The organism is Streptomyces montanus (assembly GCF_005786655.1).
GTDB classification, from domain to species: domain Bacteria; phylum Actinomycetota; class Actinomycetes; order Streptomycetales; family Streptomycetaceae; genus Streptomyces; species Streptomyces sporangiiformans.
Genome location: NZ_VBZC01000033.1, coordinates 39230 through 62516, shown reverse-complemented (window position 1 = coordinate 62516; position 23287 = coordinate 39230). Strand labels below are relative to the sequence as shown.

Annotated in this window: 26 protein-coding genes; 13 read left to right on the top strand and 13 right to left on the bottom strand. The window is 69.7% G+C overall.

Going from position 1 to position 23287, the window contains the following annotated elements; genetic code table 11:
* Window positions 1-89: 89 nt before the first annotated feature.
* Complete coding sequence (locus FE633_RS27515) at window positions 90-1040, top strand: Vgb family protein (RefSeq protein ID WP_138047882.1); 951 nt, start codon at window positions 90-92, stop codon at window positions 1038-1040.
* 132 nt (window positions 1041-1172) lie between these two features.
* Here the strand turns inward: FE633_RS27515 and FE633_RS27510 are convergent, their stop codons facing one another.
* Window positions 1173-1823, bottom strand: coding sequence for a TetR/AcrR family transcriptional regulator (locus FE633_RS27510; RefSeq protein ID WP_138047881.1), 651 nt, complete (start codon window positions 1821-1823; stop codon window positions 1173-1175).
* Window positions 1824-1954: 131 nt separating this feature from the next.
* Between FE633_RS27510 and FE633_RS27505 the strand changes: the two genes are divergently transcribed.
* Window positions 1955-3004, top strand: a complete 1050-nt coding sequence (locus FE633_RS27505) for a glycoside hydrolase family 113 protein (RefSeq protein WP_138047880.1) — start codon at window positions 1955-1957, stop codon at window positions 3002-3004.
* 133 nt (window positions 3005-3137) lie between these two features.
* Here FE633_RS27505 and FE633_RS27500 read toward each other — a convergent pair whose 3' ends face one another.
* Entirely contained in the window at window positions 3138-3614 is a 477-nt protein-coding gene (locus tag FE633_RS27500; RefSeq protein ID WP_425473234.1) for a DUF2000 family protein, read from the bottom strand.
* Between the two features lie 49 nt (window positions 3615-3663).
* On the opposite strand from FE633_RS27500, the gene FE633_RS27495 reads away from it, so the two are divergent.
* Window positions 3664-4491: a helix-turn-helix transcriptional regulator gene (locus FE633_RS27495; protein WP_138047878.1), complete on the top strand. Its 828-nt coding sequence runs from the start codon at window positions 3664-3666 to the stop codon at window positions 4489-4491.
* On the opposite strand, the gene FE633_RS27490 is transcribed toward FE633_RS27495, so the two are convergent.
* The 3 genes from FE633_RS27490 to mshA form a co-directional block, all read right to left on the bottom strand.
* Window positions 4458-6167, bottom strand: coding sequence for a glycosyl hydrolase family 28-related protein (locus FE633_RS27490; RefSeq protein ID WP_138047877.1), 1710 nt, complete (start codon window positions 6165-6167; stop codon window positions 4458-4460). The genes FE633_RS27495 and FE633_RS27490 overlap by 34 nt on opposite strands.
* A gap of 138 nt (window positions 6168-6305) precedes the next feature.
* Complete coding sequence (locus FE633_RS27485; protein ID WP_138047876.1) at window positions 6306-6797, bottom strand: type III secretion system chaperone family protein; 492 nt, start codon at window positions 6795-6797, stop codon at window positions 6306-6308.
* Window positions 6798-6934: 137 nt separating this feature from the next.
* A complete protein-coding gene (mshA, locus tag FE633_RS27480; RefSeq protein WP_138047875.1) occupies window positions 6935-8272 on the bottom strand; it encodes a D-inositol-3-phosphate glycosyltransferase in 1338 nt (445 codons plus the stop codon).
* A 213-nt stretch (window positions 8273-8485) separates the two neighbouring features.
* On the opposite strand from mshA, the gene FE633_RS27475 reads away from it, so the two are divergent.
* The 3 genes from FE633_RS27475 (at window position 8486) to FE633_RS27465 (ending at window position 12440) form a co-directional block, all read left to right on the top strand.
* Entirely contained in the window at window positions 8486-9346 is an 861-nt protein-coding gene (locus FE633_RS27475) for a class I SAM-dependent methyltransferase (protein ID WP_138047874.1), read from the top strand.
* A 334-nt stretch (window positions 9347-9680) separates the two neighbouring features.
* Window positions 9681-10766, top strand: coding sequence for a C40 family peptidase (locus FE633_RS27470; protein WP_138047873.1), 1086 nt, complete (start codon window positions 9681-9683; stop codon window positions 10764-10766).
* A 372-nt stretch (window positions 10767-11138) separates the two neighbouring features.
* Window positions 11139-12440: a PP2C family protein-serine/threonine phosphatase gene (locus tag FE633_RS27465; protein WP_138047872.1), complete on the top strand. Its 1302-nt coding sequence runs from the start codon at window positions 11139-11141 to the stop codon at window positions 12438-12440.
* A gap of 88 nt (window positions 12441-12528) precedes the next feature.
* Here FE633_RS27465 and FE633_RS27460 read toward each other — a convergent pair whose 3' ends face one another.
* The 4 genes from FE633_RS27460 to FE633_RS27445 all read right to left on the bottom strand — a co-directional run bounded on the left by FE633_RS27460 (window position 12529) and on the right by FE633_RS27445 (window position 15139).
* Window positions 12529-12855, bottom strand: coding sequence for a DUF2516 family protein (locus FE633_RS27460; protein WP_425473233.1), 327 nt, complete (start codon window positions 12853-12855; stop codon window positions 12529-12531).
* A 150-nt stretch (window positions 12856-13005) separates the two neighbouring features.
* Window positions 13006-13599: a hypothetical protein gene (locus FE633_RS27455; RefSeq protein ID WP_138047870.1), complete on the bottom strand. Its 594-nt coding sequence runs from the start codon at window positions 13597-13599 to the stop codon at window positions 13006-13008.
* A gap of 141 nt (window positions 13600-13740) precedes the next feature.
* A complete protein-coding gene (locus FE633_RS48715; protein ID WP_246113853.1) occupies window positions 13741-14319 on the bottom strand; it encodes a helix-turn-helix domain-containing protein in 579 nt (192 codons plus the stop codon).
* Window positions 14320-14563: 244 nt separating this feature from the next.
* A complete protein-coding gene (locus tag FE633_RS27445) occupies window positions 14564-15139 on the bottom strand; it encodes a TetR/AcrR family transcriptional regulator (RefSeq protein ID WP_138047869.1) in 576 nt (191 codons plus the stop codon).
* Between the two features lie 115 nt (window positions 15140-15254).
* On the opposite strand from FE633_RS27445, the gene FE633_RS27440 reads away from it, so the two are divergent.
* From FE633_RS27440 to FE633_RS48710, 5 genes are all read left to right on the top strand, one after another.
* The gene (locus tag FE633_RS27440; RefSeq protein ID WP_138047868.1) at window positions 15255-15947 is read left to right on the top strand and encodes an SDR family oxidoreductase; all 693 of its coding nucleotides are present in this window, start codon (window positions 15255-15257) and stop codon (window positions 15945-15947) included.
* 60 nt (window positions 15948-16007) lie between these two features.
* Window positions 16008-17063: an aldo/keto reductase gene (locus tag FE633_RS27435; RefSeq protein ID WP_138047867.1), complete on the top strand. Its 1056-nt coding sequence runs from the start codon at window positions 16008-16010 to the stop codon at window positions 17061-17063.
* 172 nt (window positions 17064-17235) lie between these two features.
* On the top strand, window positions 17236-18240 hold the full coding sequence (locus FE633_RS27430; protein ID WP_138047918.1) for an NADP-dependent oxidoreductase: 1005 nt from the start codon (window positions 17236-17238) through the stop codon (window positions 18238-18240).
* Between the two features lie 162 nt (window positions 18241-18402).
* A complete protein-coding gene (locus FE633_RS27425) occupies window positions 18403-18972 on the top strand; it encodes an alpha/beta fold hydrolase (protein WP_246113852.1) in 570 nt (189 codons plus the stop codon).
* Complete coding sequence (locus FE633_RS48710) at window positions 18969-19208, top strand: alpha/beta fold hydrolase (protein WP_246113851.1); 240 nt, start codon at window positions 18969-18971, stop codon at window positions 19206-19208. The genes FE633_RS27425 and FE633_RS48710 overlap by 4 nt, the downstream gene beginning before the upstream one ends.
* A 59-nt stretch (window positions 19209-19267) precedes the next feature.
* On the opposite strand, the gene FE633_RS27420 is transcribed toward FE633_RS48710, so the two are convergent.
* Both FE633_RS27420 and FE633_RS27415 read right to left on the bottom strand, forming a co-directional pair.
* Entirely contained in the window at window positions 19268-19597 is a 330-nt protein-coding gene (locus FE633_RS27420; protein ID WP_212747284.1) for a hypothetical protein, read from the bottom strand.
* Window positions 19598-19675: 78 nt separating this feature from the next.
* Window positions 19676-20053: a winged helix-turn-helix transcriptional regulator gene (locus FE633_RS27415; protein ID WP_138047866.1), complete on the bottom strand. Its 378-nt coding sequence runs from the start codon at window positions 20051-20053 to the stop codon at window positions 19676-19678.
* A gap of 279 nt (window positions 20054-20332) precedes the next feature.
* Here FE633_RS27415 and FE633_RS27410 point away from each other — a divergent pair, with 279 nt between their 5' ends.
* Window positions 20333-21238, top strand: a complete 906-nt coding sequence (locus FE633_RS27410) for an NADP-dependent oxidoreductase (RefSeq protein WP_138047865.1) — start codon at window positions 20333-20335, stop codon at window positions 21236-21238.
* A 109-nt stretch (window positions 21239-21347) separates the two neighbouring features.
* Here FE633_RS27410 and FE633_RS27405 read toward each other — a convergent pair whose 3' ends face one another.
* Entirely contained in the window at window positions 21348-22115 is a 768-nt protein-coding gene (locus FE633_RS27405; RefSeq protein ID WP_138047864.1) for a nucleotidyltransferase family protein, read from the bottom strand.
* Window positions 22116-22153: 38 nt separating this feature from the next.
* Window positions 22154-23032 (bottom strand): DUF6262 family protein, encoded by an 879-nt coding sequence (locus FE633_RS48705; RefSeq protein ID WP_246113850.1) that lies wholly within the window; start codon window positions 23030-23032, stop codon window positions 22154-22156.
* Here FE633_RS48705 and FE633_RS27390 point away from each other — a divergent pair.
* A complete protein-coding gene (locus FE633_RS27390) occupies window positions 23004-23261 on the top strand; it encodes a hypothetical protein (RefSeq protein WP_138047863.1) in 258 nt (85 codons plus the stop codon). The two genes, FE633_RS48705 and FE633_RS27390, sit on opposite strands and share 29 nt — an antisense overlap.
* Window positions 23262-23287 lie beyond the last annotated feature (26 nt).

Below are 23287 nucleotides of genomic sequence, written 5' to 3'. Positions count from 1 at the left end.
CCGTCACGATGCCGCGACGCCGGCCGCCGTGGACCCCGACCGGTCCACGGCGGCCGCAACCGCATCCATCGTCCTCGTCGTTCCGGTAGATGAAGAAGGAGCCGACTCTGTCCCGTCACGCCGTCTCGATCGACCACTTACCCGTCTCCGACGCCACAGCAGGCCCGTACGCCATCACCACGGGCCCCGACGGCGCCCTGTGGTTCACCCTGGTCCACGCCGGTGAAATCGCCCGCCTCGCGCCCGGCGGCGGGCCCGATGGCAGGCTCGACGTGCTCGACGGCCGGCTCGACCGCCACCGGCTCGACCCCGCGTCGTGCAGGCCATCGGTCATCACACCGGGTCCCGACGGTGCACTGTGGTTCACCCGCAGCCACGACCATCACATCGGTCGCATCACCGTGACCGGCCAGGTGTCGTCCTTCCCGGTTCCCACGCCCGGATGCGGCCCGTTCGGTATCACCGCCGCAGCCGACGACGCCCTGTGGTTCACACAGATGCACACCGACCGGATAGGCCGTATCGACACCGCCGGCCGGATCACCGAGTACCCCCTGCCGGTCAGCGGTTCGTTTCCGTCCGCCATCGCGGGCGGTCCCGACGACGCGCTGTGGTTCACGCTCAACCAGGCAAACGCGATCGGCCGCATCGACCACCAGGGCCGGATCACCATCCACCCTCTTCCCACCGAGCAGGCGGCGCCGGTCGGCATCACGGCCGGCCCGGACGGTGCGTTGTGGTTCGTGGAGATCGGCGCCGGGCAGATCGGCCGCATCGGCGTGGACGGCCGGGTGACCGAGTTCCCCCTCCCGAACCGGTCCTGCCGTCCCCACGCCATCACCGCCGATCCGGTTACCGGTCTCTGCTGGTTCACCGAATGGGGCGCGGGCAGGGTCGGGTCCATCACCCCCGACGGAGACATCGAGGAGTACGACCTGCCCACACCGGACTCAGAACCGCACGGCCTCACCGTGGGCCCCGACCGCGCCCTCTACATCGCCCTGGAAATAGGGGAGATCGCCCGACTGGAACTCCCCTAGAAGACTGAGAAAATGAGTCTGGCCCCACCGCTCACTTCAGCGGGACCAGACCCATTGCACTTGATGCTGTCCTTCCCCGACTTCGGCGGGGCCTGTGCTGCCAGTGCGGTCGAGGCGGACGCCGTGCGAGCGTCAAGCCCCGGGCCTGCCATGCGGCGCCGCATGCGCGGGAACTCCGCCTCGGCCGCGCACCAGTGGCAGGTACACCTCGTCGACGATCTCGACGAGGACGTCGTCGGGTGCGGTAGGGACCCCGCGCACGACGAACTCGTTGCGCAGCAGGACCATGGCCGCAGTGGCGACCCGTGGATGGAGCGCCTCGGGAGCAGCTTCACCGCGTGCGACCGCGCGCCCCAGGATGGTCAACCAGGGTGCCGCTGCGGCGTCGCCGGACTGTTCATGCAGCTGCGCCAGGAGTTCCGACGCGCCGCCGGCCGCAGCAAGCAGTTCGCGCAGAACTGCGCCGAGGGGGGAGCTCCAGTAGCGGTTCGCCTGACGTAGCCACTCAAGGACGTCGCCGCGCAGCGTGCCGGTGTCGGGTGGTTGGACCGTCGTGGCCAGATGCCGATAGGCGGCGATGCCGAGCGTGAGGCGGTTCGGCCAGCGGCGATAGAGGGCGTTCTTGTTGGTGCCGGCGCGGGTGGCGACCTTGTCCATGGTCAACCCGGCATATCCGGACTCGGTGAGTTCATCTACCGCGGCACGCAGGATCGCCTCCTCCAAGGCTGCTCCGCGTCGCCGCGTCTGCCCAGCACCTGACTGCCCCCTCGGGTTCTCCGCCATGGCCTTCTTCTCGCGATCGGCACTGCTCGTACCTTCCCAATTTTGGTTGCAGCCCTTAATTCATAGCAACTAGGGTACGGCGCGTACCGTAAATATTCTCGCCAGAAGACGCCAGAAGAGGACACGACGGCATGCGAGCCAGAGGCATCAGCTACGACACCGGCTTCGCCTACAACGGAGCCCTCGGCCATCAGCGCTTCGACGCGGAGGTGGTCAGGCGCGAGCTGCGCATCATGCGCGATGACCTGCACTGCAACGCGGTCCGCGTCATGGGTGGCGATCCGGAACGGATGGAGCTCGCGGCGGGCTACGCCGCCGATCTCGGCCTCGAGGTCTGGTTCTCCCCCTACCCGCTTGAACTGACCCCCGACGATATGCTGTCCCTGTTCGCCGACTGCGCCGAGCGCGCAGAGCGGCTCAGGCAGCGGGGAGCCGAAGTCGTGTTCGTCACCGGTGCCGAACTGAGCCTGATGAACAAGGGATTCCTGCCCGGCGACAGCACTGACGAACGGGTCGCTTTACTGAGACAGCCACAGCGCGTACGCGAGCACATCGGCGAGGTCAGCGCCCGCGTCAACGACTTTCTCGGCAAGGCCGCGGCACTCGTCCGCGAGCGCTTCGGTGGCAAGGTGACCTACGCCGCCGTGCCGCTTGAGCGCGTCGACTGGGCCCCCTTCGACATCGTGTCCATGGATCTCTACCGGTCGGCCGAGATCGCCGACCGGTTCGCCGAAGGCGTCCGTCACCTCGTGGCGCAGGGAAAGCCGGTCGCGATCACCGAGTTCGGCGCGGCCGGCTACCACGGTGCGGGTGACAGGGGCGCGCACGGTCTGGAGATCGTCGAGTACGACAAGGACACCCGTGCGCCTCTTCGGCTGAACGGGGAGTACGCCCGCGACGAAGCCGGTCAGGCCGCGTATCTGCGCGAGCTGCTGGAGGCATTCGACGCGGGAGGCATCGACAGCACCTTCGTGTTCACCTTCGCGCTCCACGACCACCCGCACCGCCCCGACGGCGACCCCCGCGAGGACCTGGACCTGGCCAGCTACGGCATCGTCAAAGTCCTCGAGGACCGCCTCGGAGCCACCTACCCCGACATGCCATGGGAACCCAAGGCCGCGTTCACCGCCGTCGCGGACCACTACGGTCGGTCAGCAGCCGCCAGCCGGCGAACTCGATGAGCACGGTGGGGCCGCCGATGCGGTGAAGCGGACTTCTTCTCGCACTCCGACGCGTCTTGAGCGGTGGTGCGCGGGGCCGGGAGGCTGCTGCCGCGCGGGCCACGGGGATGCGGCCGGCGCACCGGCCGCATCCTCAGGGATGCATCCGCGCTCCCTTCACCACCTTGTCCACGGCGTTGCGCGGCCCGTACACAGCGATCCCCACGAGGTCCAACTCCCCCGTGGGCACGGCCCGTACGGCCGCCCGGTTGTCGCGGTCGTTGCCCGTGGAGAACAGGTCGGAGGTGAAGACCGACCGCGGAAGCACACGCGACAGGGCGCGCGCGTGGGCCGTGGTCAGCTGCTCCTTGGAGCCCTCGAAGATCAGGACGGGCTGGCGGAACATCGGGAGGTACGGGGTGCCGTTCGCGTCCTCGTAAGGCTCTCCGATCACCTCGGGCAGCTCCGTTCCGAGCCCGCTGACCAGGAAGGCGGTCACATTCAGCCGCTGCCAGGGCTCCAGGTCGTCCCGCAGGAGTACGGCGATCTTGGTGTCGAAGCGGACGGGGCCGGTGACCGGGGTGGCCTGAGAGGTCTCGGTGCTCGCGCTCATGCTCGTGCTCGTGCTCATGCCCTGAGACTGCCGACCGCCCGCCCACGGCGTCTTGTACGTTTTTTGCATGGTGTCCCGGCAGCAGGCTCGGCGCGAGGTCTCGGCCTGGCGCCCGCGCGTCCCCGGTGTCGTGGAGGTGTTCCACGCCCACTTCACCGAGTACGCCTACCCCATGCACGTACACGACGCGTGGACCCTGCTGATCGTCGACGACGGCGCCGTACGCTACGACCTCGACCGGCACCAGCACGGCACCCCGCACGACACGGTCACGCTGCTCCCGCCGCACGTCCCGCACAACGGCGCCCCGGCGACCCCGTACGGCTTCCGCAAGCGCGTGGTCTACCTGGACGCGACCCAGCTCGACGACAGCTTCATCGGCTCCGCGGTGGACAGCCCGGAGCTGGCCGACCCCGTACTGCGCAGGCGCGTCGGGCAGTTGCACACGGCCCTGAAGCACCCCGGCGACGAACTGGAAGCAGCCGGCCGGCTCGCCCTCATCGGCGAACGGCTGCGCGGGCACCTGCGTCCCCGGCCGGACGACGACCGGCTGTCGCCGAGGCCCGGCCCCGGAGTCGCCCACGCCCTCCGCGAACTCCTCGACGCACGCCTCGTACCGGGTATCGCCCTGGACGAGGCCGCCCGTCTCGTGCACGCCCACCCGGCCCACCTGGTACGGGCGTTCAGCGCCGCCTTCGGCATCGCCCCGCACCAGTACCTGATGTCCCGCCGCGTCGACCAAGCCCGCCGTCTCCTCCTCGACGGCCACCCTCCGGTCGAGGTGGCGGCCGCGACCGGCTTCTACGACCAGTCCCATCTGACGCGCCACTTCAAGCGGTTGGTGGGCGTCGCCCCGGGCCGCTACCGCGCCGGATCGCGCGCGAGTTCCCGCTGAGCCTCGTACAGATTCCGCGGCCGTACGACGCCCCTCGTGCCGTACAGCTCCAGGCGCGTGTGCAGCTCTCCGGAGAAGTCGGGTACGTCGATCTGGTCGAACTCGGTGCAGTGGTTGAGGCCGACGGTGGCACTGCGGGGCGCGAGGCCGTCGATTTTCATCAGGCCCGCCCGGTGGTTCGAGACGCGGATGTTCCAGTGGGTGAAGCGTGCCCCGAACAACGGCCCGGCGCTCGCGTCCCCTCCGTGGCGGCCGTTGTTGTTGACCGTGATGTCGGTGCGGACGTTCGCGAAGGGCATGCCGCGGTGGGAGTCGAAGGTGCCCATCCGCATGTCGCCGCGCGACCAGACGTTGTGGGAGGAGAGGCCTTCCACGTTGATGCCGTGGAGTTGGGTGCCGGCGGGCGCGGGAGCGGTGCGCTCCTCGATCGTGAAGTCCTCGACCAGGTTGTCGTGCGAGCCTTCGCGGCAGAAGTACGGGTGGTGTGAACCCCGGCCCGCGACACGGGTGTTGCGCAGGGTGCAGGCGGAGGCTGCCACCAGGCCGAAACCGTTGTCCACATGGCGTACGACGATGTCGTCGGCCCAGCAGTCGTACGCGCACTGGAACGTGACGCCGTTGTGACCCCGGTCGAGGAGGTGCTGGGACTGCGGGGTCTCGACGCAGTCCACGGTGAGGCCTTCTACGCCCGCGCCGGTGAGCGCCTCGACATGGGTGGTGAGACGCGGGTCCCACTCGGGGCGTATGTCGAGCGGGAGGGGGCGCTCCAGGGTGACCTTGTCGCCCTGCACCCGCACGATGCGCACGGGCCACTCGTAGGGGACGTAACTGGTCAGCTTTGTCTTGTCGTCCCAGGAGTACGCCTCCGGGCCCGGGCCGCCGCCCGCCATGTGCTGGAGGAGGGTGTGGTCCGTGTCGTCGGCGAGGCGGAGAAGGACGAGCCGGCCCGCCTTCAGGCGTGTCGAGTCGGCGACGGTCACCGACCAGGAGCCGCGGGGCGCCGGGGCGACCGTCGTCAGCGTCGTCCACTCGTCCCGCTTGTTCCCCGTCCAGCCCTCGAAGGGCCAGTCCTTCGCCTTGACGGCGGTGATGAGCGAGTCCCAACGGGCCGTGGGACAGAGCCAGATGAGTCCGCCCGCCCACGACCACGACGACTTGTCACCGCCGTAACGCGATCCGTAGGGGCCGATCAGCTCGGTGAGGTTCCTGGTCGCGTACAGCGTGGTACGGGCGCTGCCGGCGCCTCGCAGGACGACGTTCGAGTGGCCGACGCGGATCAGGCCGTCGAGGCGATAGACGCCGGGCGGTATGAGAACCGTGCCGCCGCCCTTCCTCCCCGCGGCGACGATGGCCCGGTTGATCGCGGGCGCGGCGTCGGTCGAGCCGTCCGGCCTGGCACCGAACGCGCGGACGTCGGCCACGACGGGGCGACGGGGGAAGTGCGCCGCCCCGGCGCACTGACCGGCTCTGCCGATGTACGGGATCTGCGGGTGCGTGAAGGGGGACTTCACGAACTCCCGCCAGATGGCCGGGATTTCGGCCGCCTGCATGTCCTTTCCGGTTGTGGTGCCCGGTGCGGAGGCCCACGCTCTTCCGCCGGTCACGCCGACAGCCGTCACGGCTGTGGCGCCGGCGAGCAGGCCCCGTCTGCTGATTCCCACGTGCTCGTTACCCATGCCCCACCTCTCATGGATGTGAACTACGTTCAGGATTGCGTCGGCGGTGAGCATGCCAGCGCAGCACTGAGTAGGGAAGAGGTAACGCAGGGCTGAATTCGGGCGGAAATACTGGCCTGATTCAGGCTTCGGGACCGGCTAGTTGGCGGGACGCCGGGTCAGATGCGTGAACGCGTCCAGGTTGCGCGTGGACTCGCCGCGCGACACCCGCCAGGCGTACTCCTTCCGGATCGCGGACGCGAAACCGAGCTCGAGAAGGGTGTTGAAGCTGCCGTCGGCGGCCTCCAGGACCGAACCGAGGAGCCGGTCCAGCTCCTCCTCGGTGACGGCGGCCAGCGGCAGTTTGCCCGCCACGTAGACGTCCCCCAGGGAATCGATGGCGTAACTCACCCCGTACAGCTTGAGGTTGCGCTCAAGGAGCCAGCGGTGGACGCCCTCGGCGTTCTCGTCCGGGCGACGGATCACGAAGGCGTTCAGGGAGAGCGAGTGCTTGCCGACGATCAGCGAGAGCGTCGTGGACAGCTTGCGGGTGCCGGGCAGTTTCACGACGTACGAGCCGGGGGACGGGCTCTCCCACTCCAGCTCGGCGTCGTTGAGGACCTGCTCGATGATCGCCCCTGCGTCAGCCATGAAGGGAGCGTACGACAGGGGCGGGGGCGCAATCCGGAAGCCCGAGCCGGGACCCCGCCCCGTGAGCCCACGCCGTGAGCCCGAGCCGTGAGCCCGAGCCGGAAGCGCGAGCCGGAAGCCCGAGTGCGGGCACGCTCTCAGCCGTGGTGGGTGCGGAAGCGGCGGCGGTGGTCGTGCATCGCCGCCGTGTAGACGTCCGCCGTGGCCGAGGCCGCCGTGTCCCAGCCGAAGGACTTGGCGTGCCAGGCGGCGGCCGCGCCCATCCGGTCGGGCAGCGCCCGGTTGTCGGCGAAATCGCGCAGCACGCGCGCGTAGTCGACGGGATCGTGGCCGGATACCAGGAAGCCGGTCTCCTTGTCGCGTACGGCGACGGGGAGGCCGCCGACCGCGGCCGCGAGCACCGGAGTACCGGCCGCCTGCGCCTCTATGGCGACGAGTCCGAAGGACTCGCTGTAGGAGGGCATGACGAGGACGGACGCGGCCCGGAACCAGTCCGCGAGCTGCTCCTGGTCGACGGGCGGACGGAAACACACGACGTCGGCGATGCCCAGGCGCGCGGCGAGTTTCTGCAGGCCCTCGGGCTTGGCGAGACCGCTTCCGCTCGGGCCGCCCACTACGGGGACCACGATGTTCGAGCGGAGCTCGGGGCGCTCCTCCAGAAGGACGGCGACCGCGCGCAGCAGCACGTCGGGGGCCTTAAGGGGCTGGATGCGGCCCGCGAAGAGCGGGATCAGTGCGTCCTGCGGGAGGCCGAGGCGGGCGCGGGCGGCGGCGCGGCCGTCGGCCTGGCGGAAGCGGTCGAGGTTCACGCCGGGGTGGACGACGGCGACCTTGCCGGGGTCCGCCTCGTAGTGGCGCACGAGTTCGTCGGCCTCTTCGGAGGTGTTGGCTATGAGCCGGTCGGCGGCGCGGACGATCTGGGTCTCGCCGATGACGCGGGCTGCGGGCTCGGGGTTGTCACCCTCGGCCAGGGCGGCGTTCTTGACCTTCGCCATGGTGTGCATGGCGTGCACCAAGGGGGCGCCCCAGCGTTCGGCGGCGAGCCAGCCGACGTGACCGGAGAGCCAGTAGTGCGAGTGCACCAGGTCGTAGTAGCCGGGGCGGTGGCCGGCCCAGGCCTGCATCACGCCGTGCGTGAAGGCGCACAGCTGGGCGGGCAGGTCCTCCTTGGCGAGGCCTTCGTAGGGGCCGGCGTCGACATGGCGTACGAGGACGCCCGGCGCGAGCTCCACGGTGGGGGGCAGGGCGCCTGTGGTCGCGCGCGTGAAGATCTCGACCTCGATGTTGATCGCGGCGAGGCGCTGGGCCAGCTCCACGATGTAGACGTTCATGCCGCCGGCGTCGCCAGTGCCGGGCTGGTGGAGCGGAGAGGTGTGCACGGAGAGCATCGCGACGCGGCGTGGCCTGCGGTGCAGCCTGAGCCGTGAGGGGGCCGCCGACGAGCGACGCCCGAGCCTGCTCACGTATTGGCTCACGTGGCGATCCTCCTTGCTGCGGGCATGCCGAAAGGAGGGACCGGAGCGCCCTCCGAAGGCGGGAACGCCGGAGCCCTCCGTTCCATTTCCCCTTTACTGAATATTTGCCCATGATCGCTCAACCGTTCGAGGTCACGGTGCGTAGGAGCCAGAACCTTGAACGGCCGAACCGGCCGCACAGTCCCGTACGACCGGCCGCATACCCTCATACGCATGACAGCCCGCGCAGCGACCCTCCCCCACTCTCGGCTTCGCTCGAGCGGGGGGACCCCCATCGTGGGAACGGTGACGCGCGGGACCACCAACCCCAACCGGCTGCGGCGCATGGACCGCTGGATCGCGGCGGTCCACGGCGCCGAACTGCGCCGGGGACTGCGCCGGACCGGCGACGCCGTGGCGGTCGACCTCGGGTACGGGGCCGCCCCCTGGACGGCGGTGGAGCTCCTCCAGCGGCTGCGTACCGTCGCTCCACGCGCGCGCGTGGTCGGCGTCGAGATCGAACCGGCCCGGGTCGCGGCCGCGCGGCCGTACGAGCGTGAAGGACTCGCCTTCCGGCACGGCGGCTTCGAGATCCCGCTGCCGGAGAAGCCGCTGCTGATCCGCGCGGCGAACGTGCTGCGCCAGTACGAAGAGGCGGAGGTCACCGAGGCCTGGGCACGGCTGTGCGCCCGCCTCGCGCCGGCGTGCGCCGACTCGGGCGGCGGACTCCTCGTCGAGGGCACGTGCGACGAGATCGGCCGCCGCCACGTCTGGGTCGCGCTCGGCCCGGAAGGGCCGCGCACGGTCACGTTCGCCACCCGCCTCGGCTCCCTGGACCGCCCCTCCGACCTCGCCGAACGCCTCCCCAAGGCACTGATCCACCGCAACGTCCCCGGCGAACCGGTGCATGCCTTCCTGCGCGACTTCGACCGCGCCTGGGCGGCCGCGGCGCCGTACGCCTCGTACGGCGCCCGGCAGCGCTGGATCCGGTCCGTCCGCGACCTGAAGGCCGACTGGCCGGTGACGGACGGCGTGACGCGCTGGCGGCAGGGTGAAGTGACCGTGCGGTGGGAGGCGTTGGCGCCGCGGGCATGACCGTGCGCGCCGCACCGGCCATTCGGCACCCCGGCCACACCCCGCCACACCCGGCCAAACCCGGCCACACTCGGCCACACTCGGCCACACGACGACCGCACCCCGACTTCACCTCGACTTCATCCCGGCGGGAACGATCTCGATGAGTCGTTCGTCACACTGGCGGGGAGATCATCGCCGAGTGGGCAAAGTGGCCGGGAGGGGGATCGAGGGGGGCGCGTGGGAGTTCTTGCTCGCCTCTGTCGCATTGCGTCTGTCGCATTGCGCGACGACATGGCACCATCCCCCGAGGTGTCCGTAAGTTACTGACGGTAAATCAGCTTGGGGGCGGAGTATGGGATCGGGCAAGCGGAGCCTGACCACGGTGACCATGGCCCTGGCCTGCGCGGCGGCCATTCTGTCCGCGCCGGGGGTGGCGTACGCGGATCCGACACCGAGCCCCACACCGACGCCGACGCCCCCTCCGTCCTCAACGCCTGCGAGCCTCAAGGATCTTGAGGCCGTCCGCAAGAAGCTGGAGAAGCTCTACCACGACGCCGCGGTCGCCACGGACGCGTACAACGCGGCGGAGGAGAAGACCGAGAAGCAGTCCACGCAGATCGTCGAGCTGGCCCGCGCGATCGTGAAGGGCCAGGCCAGGCTGGACAAGTTGAAGGACCGTGCGGGCGCCGCGGCCCGCGCGCAGTACCGCGGCGGCGGGCTGCCGCCCGAGGCGCGGCTGATGCTCAGCGACGATCCGCAGCAGTACCTGGACGGCGCGGGCCGGGTGCGCCAGGGCGAGCACGCCACCAAGGGGATGCTCGCCGAAATGGCGCGTACGCAGGAGGACTTGAAGCAGTACGCGAAGGACGCGGCCGCCCAGTGGAGGAAGCTGGAGGCCAACCGCAAGGCCAAGGCGGAGGCCAAGAAGAAGGTCAAGGAGCAGATCGCCGCCGCCGAAGAGCTCGAGTCGCGGCTGGCGAAGGACGAGAAGGAGCGGCTGGCGAAGCTGGAGCGGAAGGCCGCGGACAAGGCGCAGACGGCCTGGCTGAGCTCCGGTGTCCTCGACGACATCAAGGGCGCGGCGACGGACCAGGGCACGAAGGCCGTGGAGTACGCGACGGCACAGCTGGGCAAGCCGTACGAATGGGGCGCGGAGGGCCCGGAGACGTACGACTGCTCCGGCCTGACCTCGCAGGCATGGGCGGCGGCCGGCCAGGGCATCCCGCGCACCTCGCAGGAGCAGTGGAAGCAGCTCGACCGCATCGACATCAAGGACATGCGCCCGGGCGACCTCATCATCTACAACTCCGACGCCAGCCATGTGGCGATGTACATCGGCGACGGCGCGATCATCCACGCCCCGCGACCGGGACGGACGGTGACGATCGCGGGTGCGGGCACGATGCCGATCCTGGGGGTCGTACGTCCCGACGCGTGAGGGCCGCCACACCTCGTGGCCCGTCCGGCAGTTGAGGACGGGACCGAAGGGTGACAAACGCGCGCACCAGCGGACAATCACCCCAGGAGAGCCAAGAAAGTCCCGCCAAAAGCCTCGCCAGGTGACGCGCCCCACGTGACCCTCAGCACGTTCCTCATACCCTCTCAACCCCGGAAACGTGATGTTCGTCATTACGGGCAGAGCCGCACCCTGTCCAAATGCGTTGCGGGATGCGGCATATGACGGCGTCCGTTTTCCGGCCGGAGCGCCTTACGGCATTCCTTTGCGGCGGCAGCTGACGCTATGGTCCCCGTCGGTGGGTCGAGAACCTTGCCCCACCGTGCCCTCGGGGGGAGGGAAGGAACGAAGACGATGCCCGTACCCGTACCGCGGCAGAGAGCCATCCCTGCCGTGGCAGGTGGTCAGGCTCGCGCCGCATCCACACCAGGCGGTTCAGCCGGCACCGCGTCCGGCACCGGCGGCGCCGCCGTCGGCAGCACCGCCCCGCTGACGTTGCTCCTGATCGAGGACGACCCGGCGGGGTCGCTGAGCGTTCCTCAACTGCTCGACTCGGCCGGCAAGCCGATCCGGGTCCGTACCGCCCGCAACCTCACCGAGGCCGAGCGGCTGCTCACCGACGACGTCCACTGCATCCTGCTCGACCTCGCGCTGCACGCGCCGGGCCAGGCGGTCGAGGGGGACGACGAACTCGTCACGCTCAAGCACGTGCTGCGGCTCGCGCCCCGGCACGCCGTCCTCGCCCTCACCGCGTCCGGGGACGCCGAGCGGGGCGCGGAGGCGGTACGCGTCGGCGCCCAGGACTATCTGTTCCGTGACGAGCTGGACGGCCGGCTGCTGAGCCGGGCGATCCGGTACGCGGTGGAGCGGAAACGTTCCGACACGGCCGAGCGACGGCTCACCGAGTCCAGGCTGCGGGCTCAGGAGAACGCCCGCCTGGAGCGCGGCCTGCTGCCCACGCCCCTCCTGGAGGGCTCCTCCCTGCGGTTCGCCGCGCGCTACCGGCCCGGCCGCTCGCGTGCGCTGCTCGGTGGGGACTTCTACGACACCGTGCGCACCCCCGACGGCACCGTGCACGCCATGATCGGCGACGTCTGCGGGCACGGCCCCGACGAGGCGGCGCTCGGCGTGGAGCTGCGCATCGCCTGGCGGGCGCTGACACTGGCCGGCCTGTGCGGCGACGAACTGCTCTCGACGCTCCAGCAGGTCCTGGAGCACGAGCGCGAGAGCGACGAGATCTTCGCGACACTCTGCACCGTGGACATCGCGCCGGACGGCCGCCGGGCCGGCCTGTGCCTGGCGGGGCACCCGTCCCCGCTGATAGCCCGTGCGGGCCGCGTCGCCGAACTGCTGCCGTACGAGAACGGCGGCCCCGCGCTCGGTCTGCTGCCCCACGCCCGCTGGCCGCGCCAGCAGGTGGAGCTGGGCGGCGCCTGGAGTCTGATGCTCTACACGGACGGCCTGATCGAGGGCCGGATCGGCGAGGGCAGGGAACGGCTGGGCCAGGACGGGATGGTGGACATGGTCCGCCGCCAGCTGGCGCAGGGCCTGCACGGCGAGGAGCTGCTCCGGGCGGCCGTGAACGAGGTCCGGGACCTCAACGGGGGAGAGCTGACGGACGACGTGGCGGTACTGCTGCTGGACCGCGTCGGCTGACTCGGTCGGGCCTGAGATCCGGGTCCGAAATCCGTGCCTGAAGCGGGCTGAATCGGGCTTGAATCGTGCCTGGCATGGAGCCTGGAGGTCACCGGCCGCCGTTGTAGGGCCCGTACGGACCGTCGCTGCTGCTTCCGCCGCGCCGGCCTCCGCCCGAGACCTGCTTGAGCGCGGGCCGAACGTCCACGAAGAAGACGATCGTGGCGATGAGCCCGGCGATCTGCAGGAACAGGATCGGCACCAGCAGGTTCACGGCCACCGTGACACCGAGGATGATCATCCAGAACATCTTGTTCTGCTTGTCGGCGGCCCGATACGCGTCGTCGCGGGCCAGCGCCGCCAGCACCAGCGCCGCCACCGCGAGCACCAGCATGGCGAGGAAGATCAGCGACATGAAGCCGCCGAATGCCGTCATCAGCACTGTGCCCACCACCCGTGTCGAGTCATCTCTACGCCGTCACCGTACCCGCAGAACGGGCTGGGGACTCCGATAGTGCCCGGAGTCCCCAGCCCGTTCTCGTGACGGCGAACCGCCATATGTGTCTTTACCTGCCGGGCCTACGCCTTACTTGCTGGGCGGCGTGGTCTTCTTGGCGGTGGTCTTGCGGGCGGCCGGGGCCTTCTTGGCCGGAGCGGCCTTCTTCGCCGGGGCGGGCTCGGTCTTGGCCGCGACGGGCTTGTTGTTCTTGACCTCGGACGCTTCCGGCTTCGGCTCGACGGCCACGGCCAGTTCCTCGATCTCCTCGGCGGCCTCGCCGCGCCAGGTCTTCACGGTCTGCTCACCGTGCTCGGCGACCTTCTCGTACGTCTCGCGCGCCTTCACGGCGTACTCGGCGGCCACGCCGACACCGCGGAGGGCGAAGTCCTGAGCGGTCTCACCGATCTTCTTCAGGTCGGTGTCGAGCGTGCCGATGAACTCCGTGACCTTGGTCTGGAGGGTCACCTGCGCCTCCTTGGCGCGGCTGGCGGCCTTCTCCTGGACGGCGTTCGGGTCGATGTTGCGTACGGCGTCGATGCGGGCCGGGGCCTCGGAGCGGAGCTGCTCGACGATGCCGGGCACCTTCTTGGCCTGCTGGAAGGCCAGGTCGGCGGTGCCGGCGGCGAAGTAGAGCGGGGTCGGGTCGCTGAGGGTCTTACGCAGGTCTTCAGTGATGGCCATGGCGAGGGTCCTCCCGGAATCGCTGTGAGCGTGAGGGTTTTCGTATGCGGGTGGTGCGGGTGGTGTGCGGTCGGTGCTCCGCGGCCGTCGGCGCCCTGTCCGGCCCGGTCGACTGGGACCGGGCTCCGGCGGGCGGCCGAATCAACTCGCGGGCTGCTGACCGCGCGCGTCGTCGCGGTCGTTCTTGACGCGCTGGTCGTTCTTGCCCTGCTGGTCTTTCCTGGCGCGCTGGACTTTCTTGGCGCGCTGATCCTTCTTGACGTGCTGGTCGTTCTGGAGATCGGCCTCGTTGCCGTCGGCTGTGCGGGCCTGGTCAACAGCGGCATCCTGAACATCCGATATGCCCTGAGCATCCTCGACCGTCTTGATCTCGAACCCGTTCTCCTTGCGGAAGGACTCGTAGATCTGGAGCAGCACCTGCTTCTGCCGCTCGTTGAGCGTGGGGTCGGCGAGTATGACGGCGCGCGTCTCCACCTCGTCCCGGTCACGCTCGTCATCGAGGATCCCGGCCCGCACGTACAGCGTCTCGGCGGAGATCCGCAGCGCCTTGGCAACCTGCTGCAACACCTCCGCGCTCGGCTTGCGCAGCCCGCGCTCGATCTGGCTCAGATACGGATTGGACACCCCGGCGGCGTCGGCGAGCTGCCGCAGGCTCAGCTGCGCGTTGCGCCTCTGCTCCCGCAGATAGTCACCGAGATTGCCGACGTTGAGCGATGCCATGACTCCACCCTGCACCACGGCCGCTAACTATTGCAAGCACCTGCTTGCAAAAGTGCGCCATGCCACTTCCCGGACCGGTGAGCCTGAGCACGATAGGTGTCGCATTTGCACGACAACTGTCGTAGGGAGCACGGAACTACGCCAGATCGATCAGGCCGCGAGCACGGAAGCCTCAGGCCCCGCGTCACCTCGCGGGTGCGACCGGTGCACACACGCCGCGCGGCGCCCGATGCCGGGCCCCCGGTCAGCCGGCTTCCGTCAGGGCCGCGTGCGCGGCGGCGAGGATCTCCTCGGAGAGCGGGGAGCCCTGGGTGGCCCGGGACAGGACCAGAGCACCGACCAGGGTGCACAGCCGGGCGAGGCCGCCCTCGCCGCCCCCGACGGCCTCGGCGGGGGCGAGGAACGCGGCGAAGTCGGCCACGCCCTCCGCGTAGGTACGGCGCGCCTCGCGGCCTTCGGGTCCGCGCGCGACATCGATGGCGAGAGCCGCGACCGGGCAGCCGTCCGCCGCGTTGTCACGGTGTTCGACGGAGAGGTAGGCGTCGATCAGGGCCCGCTGAGCGGCATCCCGCTGCCCGTCGTGCCGCTCGAGCCCGGCCGCATTGCGCCGTGCGATCTCATCGAAGGCGTGGGCGGTGACCTCATCGACGAGCGCTTCCTTGGAGGCGAACTGCTTGTAGAAGGCACCGTGGGTGAGGCCGGCCGCCTTCATGAGATCGGCGACGCTGACGTGGGTGCCCTGCTCCCGGAACAGCCGCGACGCGGTGTCCACCACCCGCCTGCGATTTTCCTGCGCCTGCGCCTGCGATACGCGGCCCATGACCACCTCCCATTTGGATGTCGACTGGCATCTATCGTAGTCCGGTGTTTAGATTGTTGCCGCAATCTAATTGACGCGGGTGTCCCGACGGCGCCCGAAATGATCTGGAGCGAGCATGGAACTCAAGAACGCGGTCGCGGTGGTCACCGGCGCCAACCGGGGCCTCGGGCGGCACCTGGCCGCCCAGCTCGTGGAGCATGGCGCCAAGGTCTACGCGGCGGCCCGCCGTCCCGAGACGGTCGACCTGCCGGGCGTCCGCCCACTGCGCCTCGACGCGACGGACCAGGAGTCGATACGGGAGGCCGCCCGCATCGCGTCGGACGCGACGCTACTGATCAACAACGCGGGCATCTCCACCGGCGCGACGCTGGTCGGCGGCGACCTGGACGAGGTACGGCGCGAGATGGAGACCAACTTCTTCGGCCCGCTCGTCGCCACACGGGCCTTCGCCCCCGTCATCGAGGGCAACGGCGGCGGCGCCGTACTCAACGTCCTGTCCGCCCTGTCCTGGTTCCACCCGGCAGGACTCGGCTCCTACGCGGCCTCCAAGGCCGCCGCCTGGGCGCTGAGCGACGCGACTCGTGAGGAGTTGGCACCGCACGGGATCACCGTCTCGGCGCTGCACGTCGGCTACATGGACACCGACATGGCCGCCGGCGTGCCCGCCGATCAGAAGGTCGCCGCCGCCGACGTCGCGGCCCAGGCCCTGTACGGCATCGAGACCGGCCTGCCCGAGATCCTCGCCGACGAGACCAGCCGGTACGTCAAGCAGAGCCTGTCCGCGGCACCCCAGCCGAACGCGGGCTGACGCTCACCCCCTCCACCACGGCACGACGGCCTTCCAGGCCCCCTTACGTAAGGACTTCTCCTGCGTTACACGACCTTCGGACACAGGACCGGACTGCGCGTGTCCGAGTACGCGCTCGGCACCGCGAACTTCGGCACCGGCTGGGGCGCAGGCGCCGAGCCCGACGAGGCCCGCCGCATCTTCGACCGGTTCGCCGAGGCCGGCGGCACCTTCCTCGACAGCGCCGACGGCTACCAGTTCGGCGAGTCGGAGGAACTGACCGGCAAGCTCGTCTCCGCCGACCGCGAGCACTTCGTCCTGGCCACCAAGTTCGCCCTCGGCGCCGCCCCGCAGCCGGACATCTCCAAGACCGGCAACAGCCGCAAGAACCTGGTCGCCTCCGTCGAGGCCAGCCTGAAGCGCCTGGGCACCGACTACATCGACCTGCTGTGGGTGCACTTCCCCGACCAGCTCACTCCGATGGAGGAGCTCCTGCGCGGTCTCGACGACCTGGTCAGCGCGGGCAAGATCCACCACGCCGCGCTGTCCAACTTCCCCGCCTGGCGCGTCTCGCGCGCGGTAACCCTCGCCGACCTGCGCAACCAGTCCCCCATCATCGGCATCCAGCACGAGTACAGCCTCGTCGAGCGCACCGCCGACCGGGAGCTGCTGCCGATGGCCGAGAGCCTCGGACTCGGCGCCGCGCTGTGGTCCCCGCTCGGCGGCGGACTGCTCACCGGCAAGTACCGCACGTCCGCAGAAGGGCGCCTCAGCGACCTGGGCATGGTCATCCACACCGAGAGCACCGACCAGAAGACCGCCGTCGTCGACACCGTCCTGGCCATCGCCCAGGAGACCGGTGCGACGCCCGCCCAGGTGGCGGTGGCCTGGGTCCGCGAGCGCGCCGCCCGCTCCACGGCCACGCTGGTCCCGATCATCGGCCCGCGCAACCTCTCCCAGCTCGACAGCTACCTCGCAGCCCTCGACGTCCAGCTGACCGACGAGCAGTACGCGCGCCTCGACAAGGTCAGCGCCGTGCCGCTCGGCGTACCGCACGAGGGCATCGCGGGCTCGCTGGGACACCTCCAGGGCGGCGACGCGAGCAGCGTCATCACCCCGGTCGTGCCGGTGGCCTGAGCCCGGAAACACGGCCGACGCAGAGCTCTCCGCGCAGGCACTGGCCACTGCCGTGCCGACGCGGAGCGCGCGGACTAGAAGAACACCACAAACCGTCTCGTACCGAGACAAACCACTCACGGACAGAACACCCCTCCCGCTTGGACGGGAGACCACACGAACGGAGATGACGATGAAGGCCTTCATGGTCGAGAAGTACGGTGATGCGGCCGGGATGCGCGCCGCCGAGATACCTGACCCTCAGGTGGGCGCCGACGACGTCCTGGTCAAGATCCACGCGGCGGGCGTCAACCCGCTGGACATGAAGATCCGCAACGGTGACCTCAAGGCGATCGTGCCCTACCGTCTCCCGCTCGTCCTGGGCAACGACCTCGCCGGGACCGTCGTCCGGGTCGGATCGTCCGTCGACCGCTTCGCCGTGGGCGACGAGGTCTACGCGCGGCCTGACAAGGACCGCATCGGCACCTTCGCCGAACTCCTCGCCGTCCACCAGGACGACCTCGCCCCCAAGCCCGCCACGCTCACCATGACCGAGGCCGCCTCCCTCCCCCTGGTCGCGCTGACCGCCTGGCAGGCCCTGATCGAGCGGGCCCACGTACAGCCGGGCCAGAAGGTCTTCATCCACGCGGGCGCCGGCGGCCTCGGCTCCATCGCCGTCCAGCTGGCCAAGGCACTGGGCGCGTACGTGGCCACCACCGCGAGCACCGCCAAGGTCGACCTGGTCAAGGAACTCGGCGCAGACGAAGTCATCGACTACCGCACACAGGACTTCACCGAAATCCTCCACGGCTACGACGTCGTCCTGGACTCCCTCGGCGGCGAGAACCTCGCCAAGTCCCTGCGCGTCCTCAAGCCCGGCGGCCAGGCCATCTCCGTCGTGGGCCCGCCCGACCCGGCCACCGCCCGCGAGCTCGGCTCGAACCCGGTCCTGCGCCTGGCCGTCACCGCCCTCAGCGCCAAGACCCGGCGCCAGGCCAAGCGCCTCGGCGTCACCTACGCCTTCCTGTTCATGAAGGCCAGCGGCGCCCAACTCCGCGAACTCACCCCCCTCATCGACGCCGGGAAGATCCGCCCCATCGTCGACCGTGTCTTCCCCTTCGACGAGACCCTCCAGGCCATGGAGTACGCCGAGAAGGGCCGCCCGAAAGCCGGCAAGGTCGTCGTCTCCATGACGTGAGCACAGGGCACCGGCCCTGCCGGACGCCGAGAACGCCGCCCGCCACAACGAGAAGATCCCGCCCCACGCTCCTCTCTCCCACACCAGGACCCGATCACGAACGCACCGTCCAGCTCCCCCACGCCCACCCCGTCGTCGTACAAGAACGCGCCGACCCGCGCCGTGTCCGTGCACGGCGTGGACTTCGCCTACCGGCAGCACGGTCCGGACGACGGCGTACCGCTGATCCTGCTCAACCACCTGTCCGCGGTCCTGGACAACTGGGACCCCCGCGTCGTCGACGGACTCGCCGCCCGACGCCGCGTGATCACCTACGACAACCGCGGCGTCGGCGCCTCCGGCGGCTCCACGCCCGACACCATCGAGGCGATGGCCCGCGACACGGTGCTGTTCATCCGGGCTCTCGGGTACGACCGTGTCGACCTGCTCGGCCTGTCGATGGGCGGCTTCGTCGCCCAGGTCGTCGCGGCACAGGAACCGGACCTCGTAGGGAAGATGATCCTCGCGGGCACGGGCCCCGCCGGAGGCCCCGGCATCGACAAGGTCACCTCCCTCACCATCAAGGACACCCTCAAGGCCGTCGCGACCCGCAGGGACCCCAAGCAGTTCCTCTTCTTCACCGACACCGAAAGCGGCCGACGGGCCGCCCACGCCTTCCTGGACCGGCTGAGAAAGAGCGCACGGACGACCGCGACAAAGCCATCTCGCTCTCATCATTCCGCGCCCAGTTGAAGGCCATCCACCGCTGGGGCGTCCAGGCCCCCGCCGACCTGTCGCGCATCCACCTGCCGGTCCTGGTGGCCAACGGCGAGAGCGACCGGATGGTCCCGAGCGTCAACACCCTCGACCTGGCGGCCCGGCTGCCCCAGGGCGAACTCGAACCCCTCTACCCCGACGCCGGGCACGGGGGGATCTTCCAGTTCCACGACGCCTTCGTCCCACGGGCGCTGGAATTCCTCGAAGCGTAGCCAGGCCGATGAGCGGCTGGCCGAACGCCGCCCCATCCGGCTGTCCGCCTCGCCGTCTTTCATCGCTGAAGGCTGCGCCACAAGGCCGTCGATATCCAGGCGGAGCGACGCATGTAGATGCTGAGTGCGCGATCGGCACCACGCAGCCTTTCGACGAGCGGCGCCAGACGCTCCCGCGCTTCGTGCGCGTCCGCGGCATTGAGGAGTCGTACGGCGATCTGCATGACTGCACCCGCAGCCAGGGAGCCCTCGGGGGGCGCGGTGTAGGGCTTGGAGGTCTTCTTCTTGCCGGGAGTGTTGAACATGGGCCGCGCCTGCGCGTCGCGGGCGGCGTGCTCCACGTCGAGCGCAGTGGCCAGGACCGGCGTTCCGGCGTAGTCGCGAGCCACTGGCCAGGACCGAAAGATCATGGCTACCACGGCTCGCAAGTCCGCGAAGTAGTGCGCGACGGGGACAGCAGGTTCGAGTCAGCCGATGGAGGAGATGCCGCCCTCGCGGGCGTCGAGTAGCTCGTCCCAGTGCTCGGCCGCCCATTGGCACGCGGCGGCCAGCGGCTCCAGCATGCTGCGGCCTAGCGGTGTCAGCGCGTACTCCACCCGCAGTTTCGGGTCGGCGTGCACGGTGCGTGACACGAACCCGTTCCGCTCCAAGCCGCGGAGCGACTGGGTGAGCGCCTTCGGGGTGACGCGACTCAGTGGTACGCGGAGTTCGGAGTATCTGCGCGGGCCGTCGTCCAGGCAGCGGAGGACCATGGATGCCCATTTGTCACCGAAGCGGAAAGGCAGCAGCGGGGACGGGCACAGCTCGTCGAACAAGTCGGGTGGCAGCGGTGGCCGTTGCGTCATTGAGGGTCTCCCGTCTCAGGTCTTGGTATCCAGCTGGTTACCGACCTTCTGGATATCTTCCGGAGCATCGACTCAACGGGAGGTATTCCGACGATGGGCAGGATCGTGGTTGTCGGGGCGGGTGGCTGCCCGACTGCTCGACAACCTCACCGATCCGTACCCGTCCTCCTCTGGCCGGAAGGCAGTCGGCTTGCCGCACCTCAAGTCAACGTCAGATTTGCAGTAACGGGCGTCGAATGAACACCATCATTTCGACCTATAAAGGTAAGGCAGGACATTATGCGTGCAGCCCGCTTCCATGAATACGGCGGAGCGGAGAGCCTGGTGATCGAGCGGGCCCCCGACCCCCACCCCGGACTTGGTGAGATCCGTGTCCGCGTCGCGGCGGCCAGTGTCAATCCCATCGACTGGAAGCTGCGCGCCGGCGCCCTGCACCAGCTGATACCCCTGGAGCTACCCGCCATCCCCGGGCGCGACGCCGCCGGCGTGGTCGACGAAATCGGTGACGGAGTGCAGGGGGTGAGCATCGGCGACCGCGTCTTCGGGCTGGGCGGTGTCACCGGCGCAACCGCAGAGCTGGTCATCCTCTCAGCCTGGGCCCACGCCCCCGACACGTGGAACGATGAGCAGGCCGCGGGCGCCGGCCTCGCATCCGTGACCGCGATGCGTGGCCTGAACGCGCTCGGCTCCCTGGCGGGTCGCACCCTTCTCGTCGAGGGCGCCGCCGGAGGCGTGGGCGGCGCGGCAGTCGAGATCGCTGTGGCACAAGGTGCCACCGTGATCGGGACAGCCAGCGAACGTAACCACGAGTTCCTCACCTCTCTCGGCGCCGTTCCCACCACCTACGGCCCCGGCCTCGCGCAGCGCCTCTCCGCTCTCGCTCCGCACGGCGTCGACATCGCGCTCGACACCGCGGCCTCCGGATCCCTGGACGACCTCGTCGCGATCACGGGCGACCCGACACGCGTCGCGACGGTCGCCGACCACGCAGGCGGGCAGCGCCTGGGCACGCATGTGGTCAACGCGGAGAACGACTCCACCCTCCTGTCCGCGGCCGCGGAACTGGGCCGGCAAGGCCGCTACACACCCCGTATCGAACAGACCTACCCCCTGGAGCGGATCGCCGACGCCCACGCGCACGCCGAGCGCGGACGCACACGCGGAAAGATCGTGATCTGCATCTGAAGCGGGGCACGGCGCAGATGCGCCAGTCCGCCAAGCGATGGGGGCACGGTGACCTGCACCCCGCGAACGTCGTCGTCGCGGACGGCATACACAGCGGCAGGGCTTGCTGCTATGCCGTTTGGACGGCCCGCTTCAGCAAGGACACCGTTTCGTCGATGGCATGTGTGAGCACTTGTGGCTGGGGAGCCAGGTTGGCCAGGACGCGGTCGATGCTTCGCAGTCCCGCGCGGTCGAGCAGTTTCTTCTCGTTGGTGACCCACTGTCCCTGCGCGGCCATGACCGCGTGCGCCGTCTGGCAGGCGGCGGTGGCGATTGCCCCGGCGCAGTCGGTGAGGTGTCCCTGTTCGGCGTGGGCAGCGCGGGCATAGGTGAGGGTGAGCTGGGCCGTGCCCCACCACTGCTCAGGTGCATGGCGTCGCAGAGCCTCGGGGTATTCAGGGCGCGGCAGTTCTCCGTGGAGTACCTGGTTGACGGCCAGCTCGGCGACGACCAGGTAGGTCGGAATGCCGGCCAGGTGAAACATGAGCCTCTCGATGCCGAACCGGCCCTGGCGGGCTTCGGAAAGTTGATGCTCGACGTCATCGAGATCGCGGTAGTGCACGTCGATGTGCCGGGTGCCGATCTGGAGCCACGCTCCACCGTTGAACACGCCGCCGCCCCACCCGCCGATCTCGGAGACCTCCCCGGGCCAGCCGAGGGCGCGCAGGCTCTGGGGAGAGAACTCGCCCCGGTAGTAAATGGCGAAGTCCCAGTCGCTGTCGGGCCGATGCGTGCCCGTGGCTCGCGAGCCCCCCAACGCGACGGCTTTCACACCCGGCAGGCTCGCGAGCCGGTCCGTGACGTGCGCAACGAAGGCTTGATCGTCGTCTGGGTGCATGGAGGGGAGGATAGGCGGGTCGGCCACCGAGGTGCAGATCATTTTCCTTCGCTGCTTTCGACTCCGGGTGCGCCATGGCCAGTGGCCGCCTCGCTGACGGTGAGACGGCCACTGCGCGGATGAGGGCAGCCTGGTGGGGACGCGATCTGGGCTTCGAGGTCGGCGACGCGCCGGTCCTGGAAGCGGAGGTTGGATCGGGCGGCTTTGAGCCGCTCGTCGAGGGTGCGGTTGTCAGCGGTCAGCCGGCGGACCCGTTGTTTGAGGGTGGTGTTCTCGGTGGTGATCCGCTGGATGGCCTCTTCGGTCCACTCGGCTTGCAAGTCCCTTAGCTGGCCGAGGAGTTCGCCGATCCGGGTGCGCTGGGTGAGGATCTCGGTCTGGGCGGCCTTGAGTGCTTCCTCAGCGTTCAGCGCGCGCTCGCGCCAGGTTGCCTCGCGCTCGTCGTCCTGTTCGACGAGGATCCGCGTCCGGCGGTCACCTGCCTCGGCTATCGCCGTGGCGATGGCGGCCCGGGCCTCGGGGTTGGCATAGAGGAAGGTGCGTGAGACGTTCGCCCGCCGGGCGACAGCGGCGACGCCGACCTGGGCCTTCTCCCGTTGGAGCCGGGTGATGGACTCGCGGACCCGCAGGAGGGCCGTGTCGGTCTTGCCGCGGCGAGCTGCCAGGGCAGCGGCAGTGCGGGGGGACGCGGGCGGATGAGCGGCGCGACCGCAAGGCCGCCGCCCGCACCCGGGCCACCAGCACCGCAGCCTGGTCCCGGCCCGAACCGCCCAGAGACGAGGAGCCGCCGGACGAAGCAGCTCAAGACTCCGAAGCGGCCGAGGAAACCGAGGAGCTGGCCAAGGTGGTGCCGCTGGGTATCTTCGACGCCCGCGAGGAGGCGAAACGATGGTGGTGAACCCTTCCGACGACGGCATGGCACCCGCCGACGAGGAACGCATCGAACCGCCCACGACCCTGGCGGGGTGGCGGCACTTCGTCGACACTGACACCACCACCTTCCGGCTCGCCTCCGCCCGAAGCTGGGAGGTGATGGGCGACCGGGTCCGCAACTCCTACAACGAACGGCGCATCGACTACCACTCCGACTGCAAGTCGTGCGGACGTCCACGGTCAAGGAAGTCGCCCACCAGGGAAGGCTTCTGAATCACGACGGTGAACCCGAAGACGCC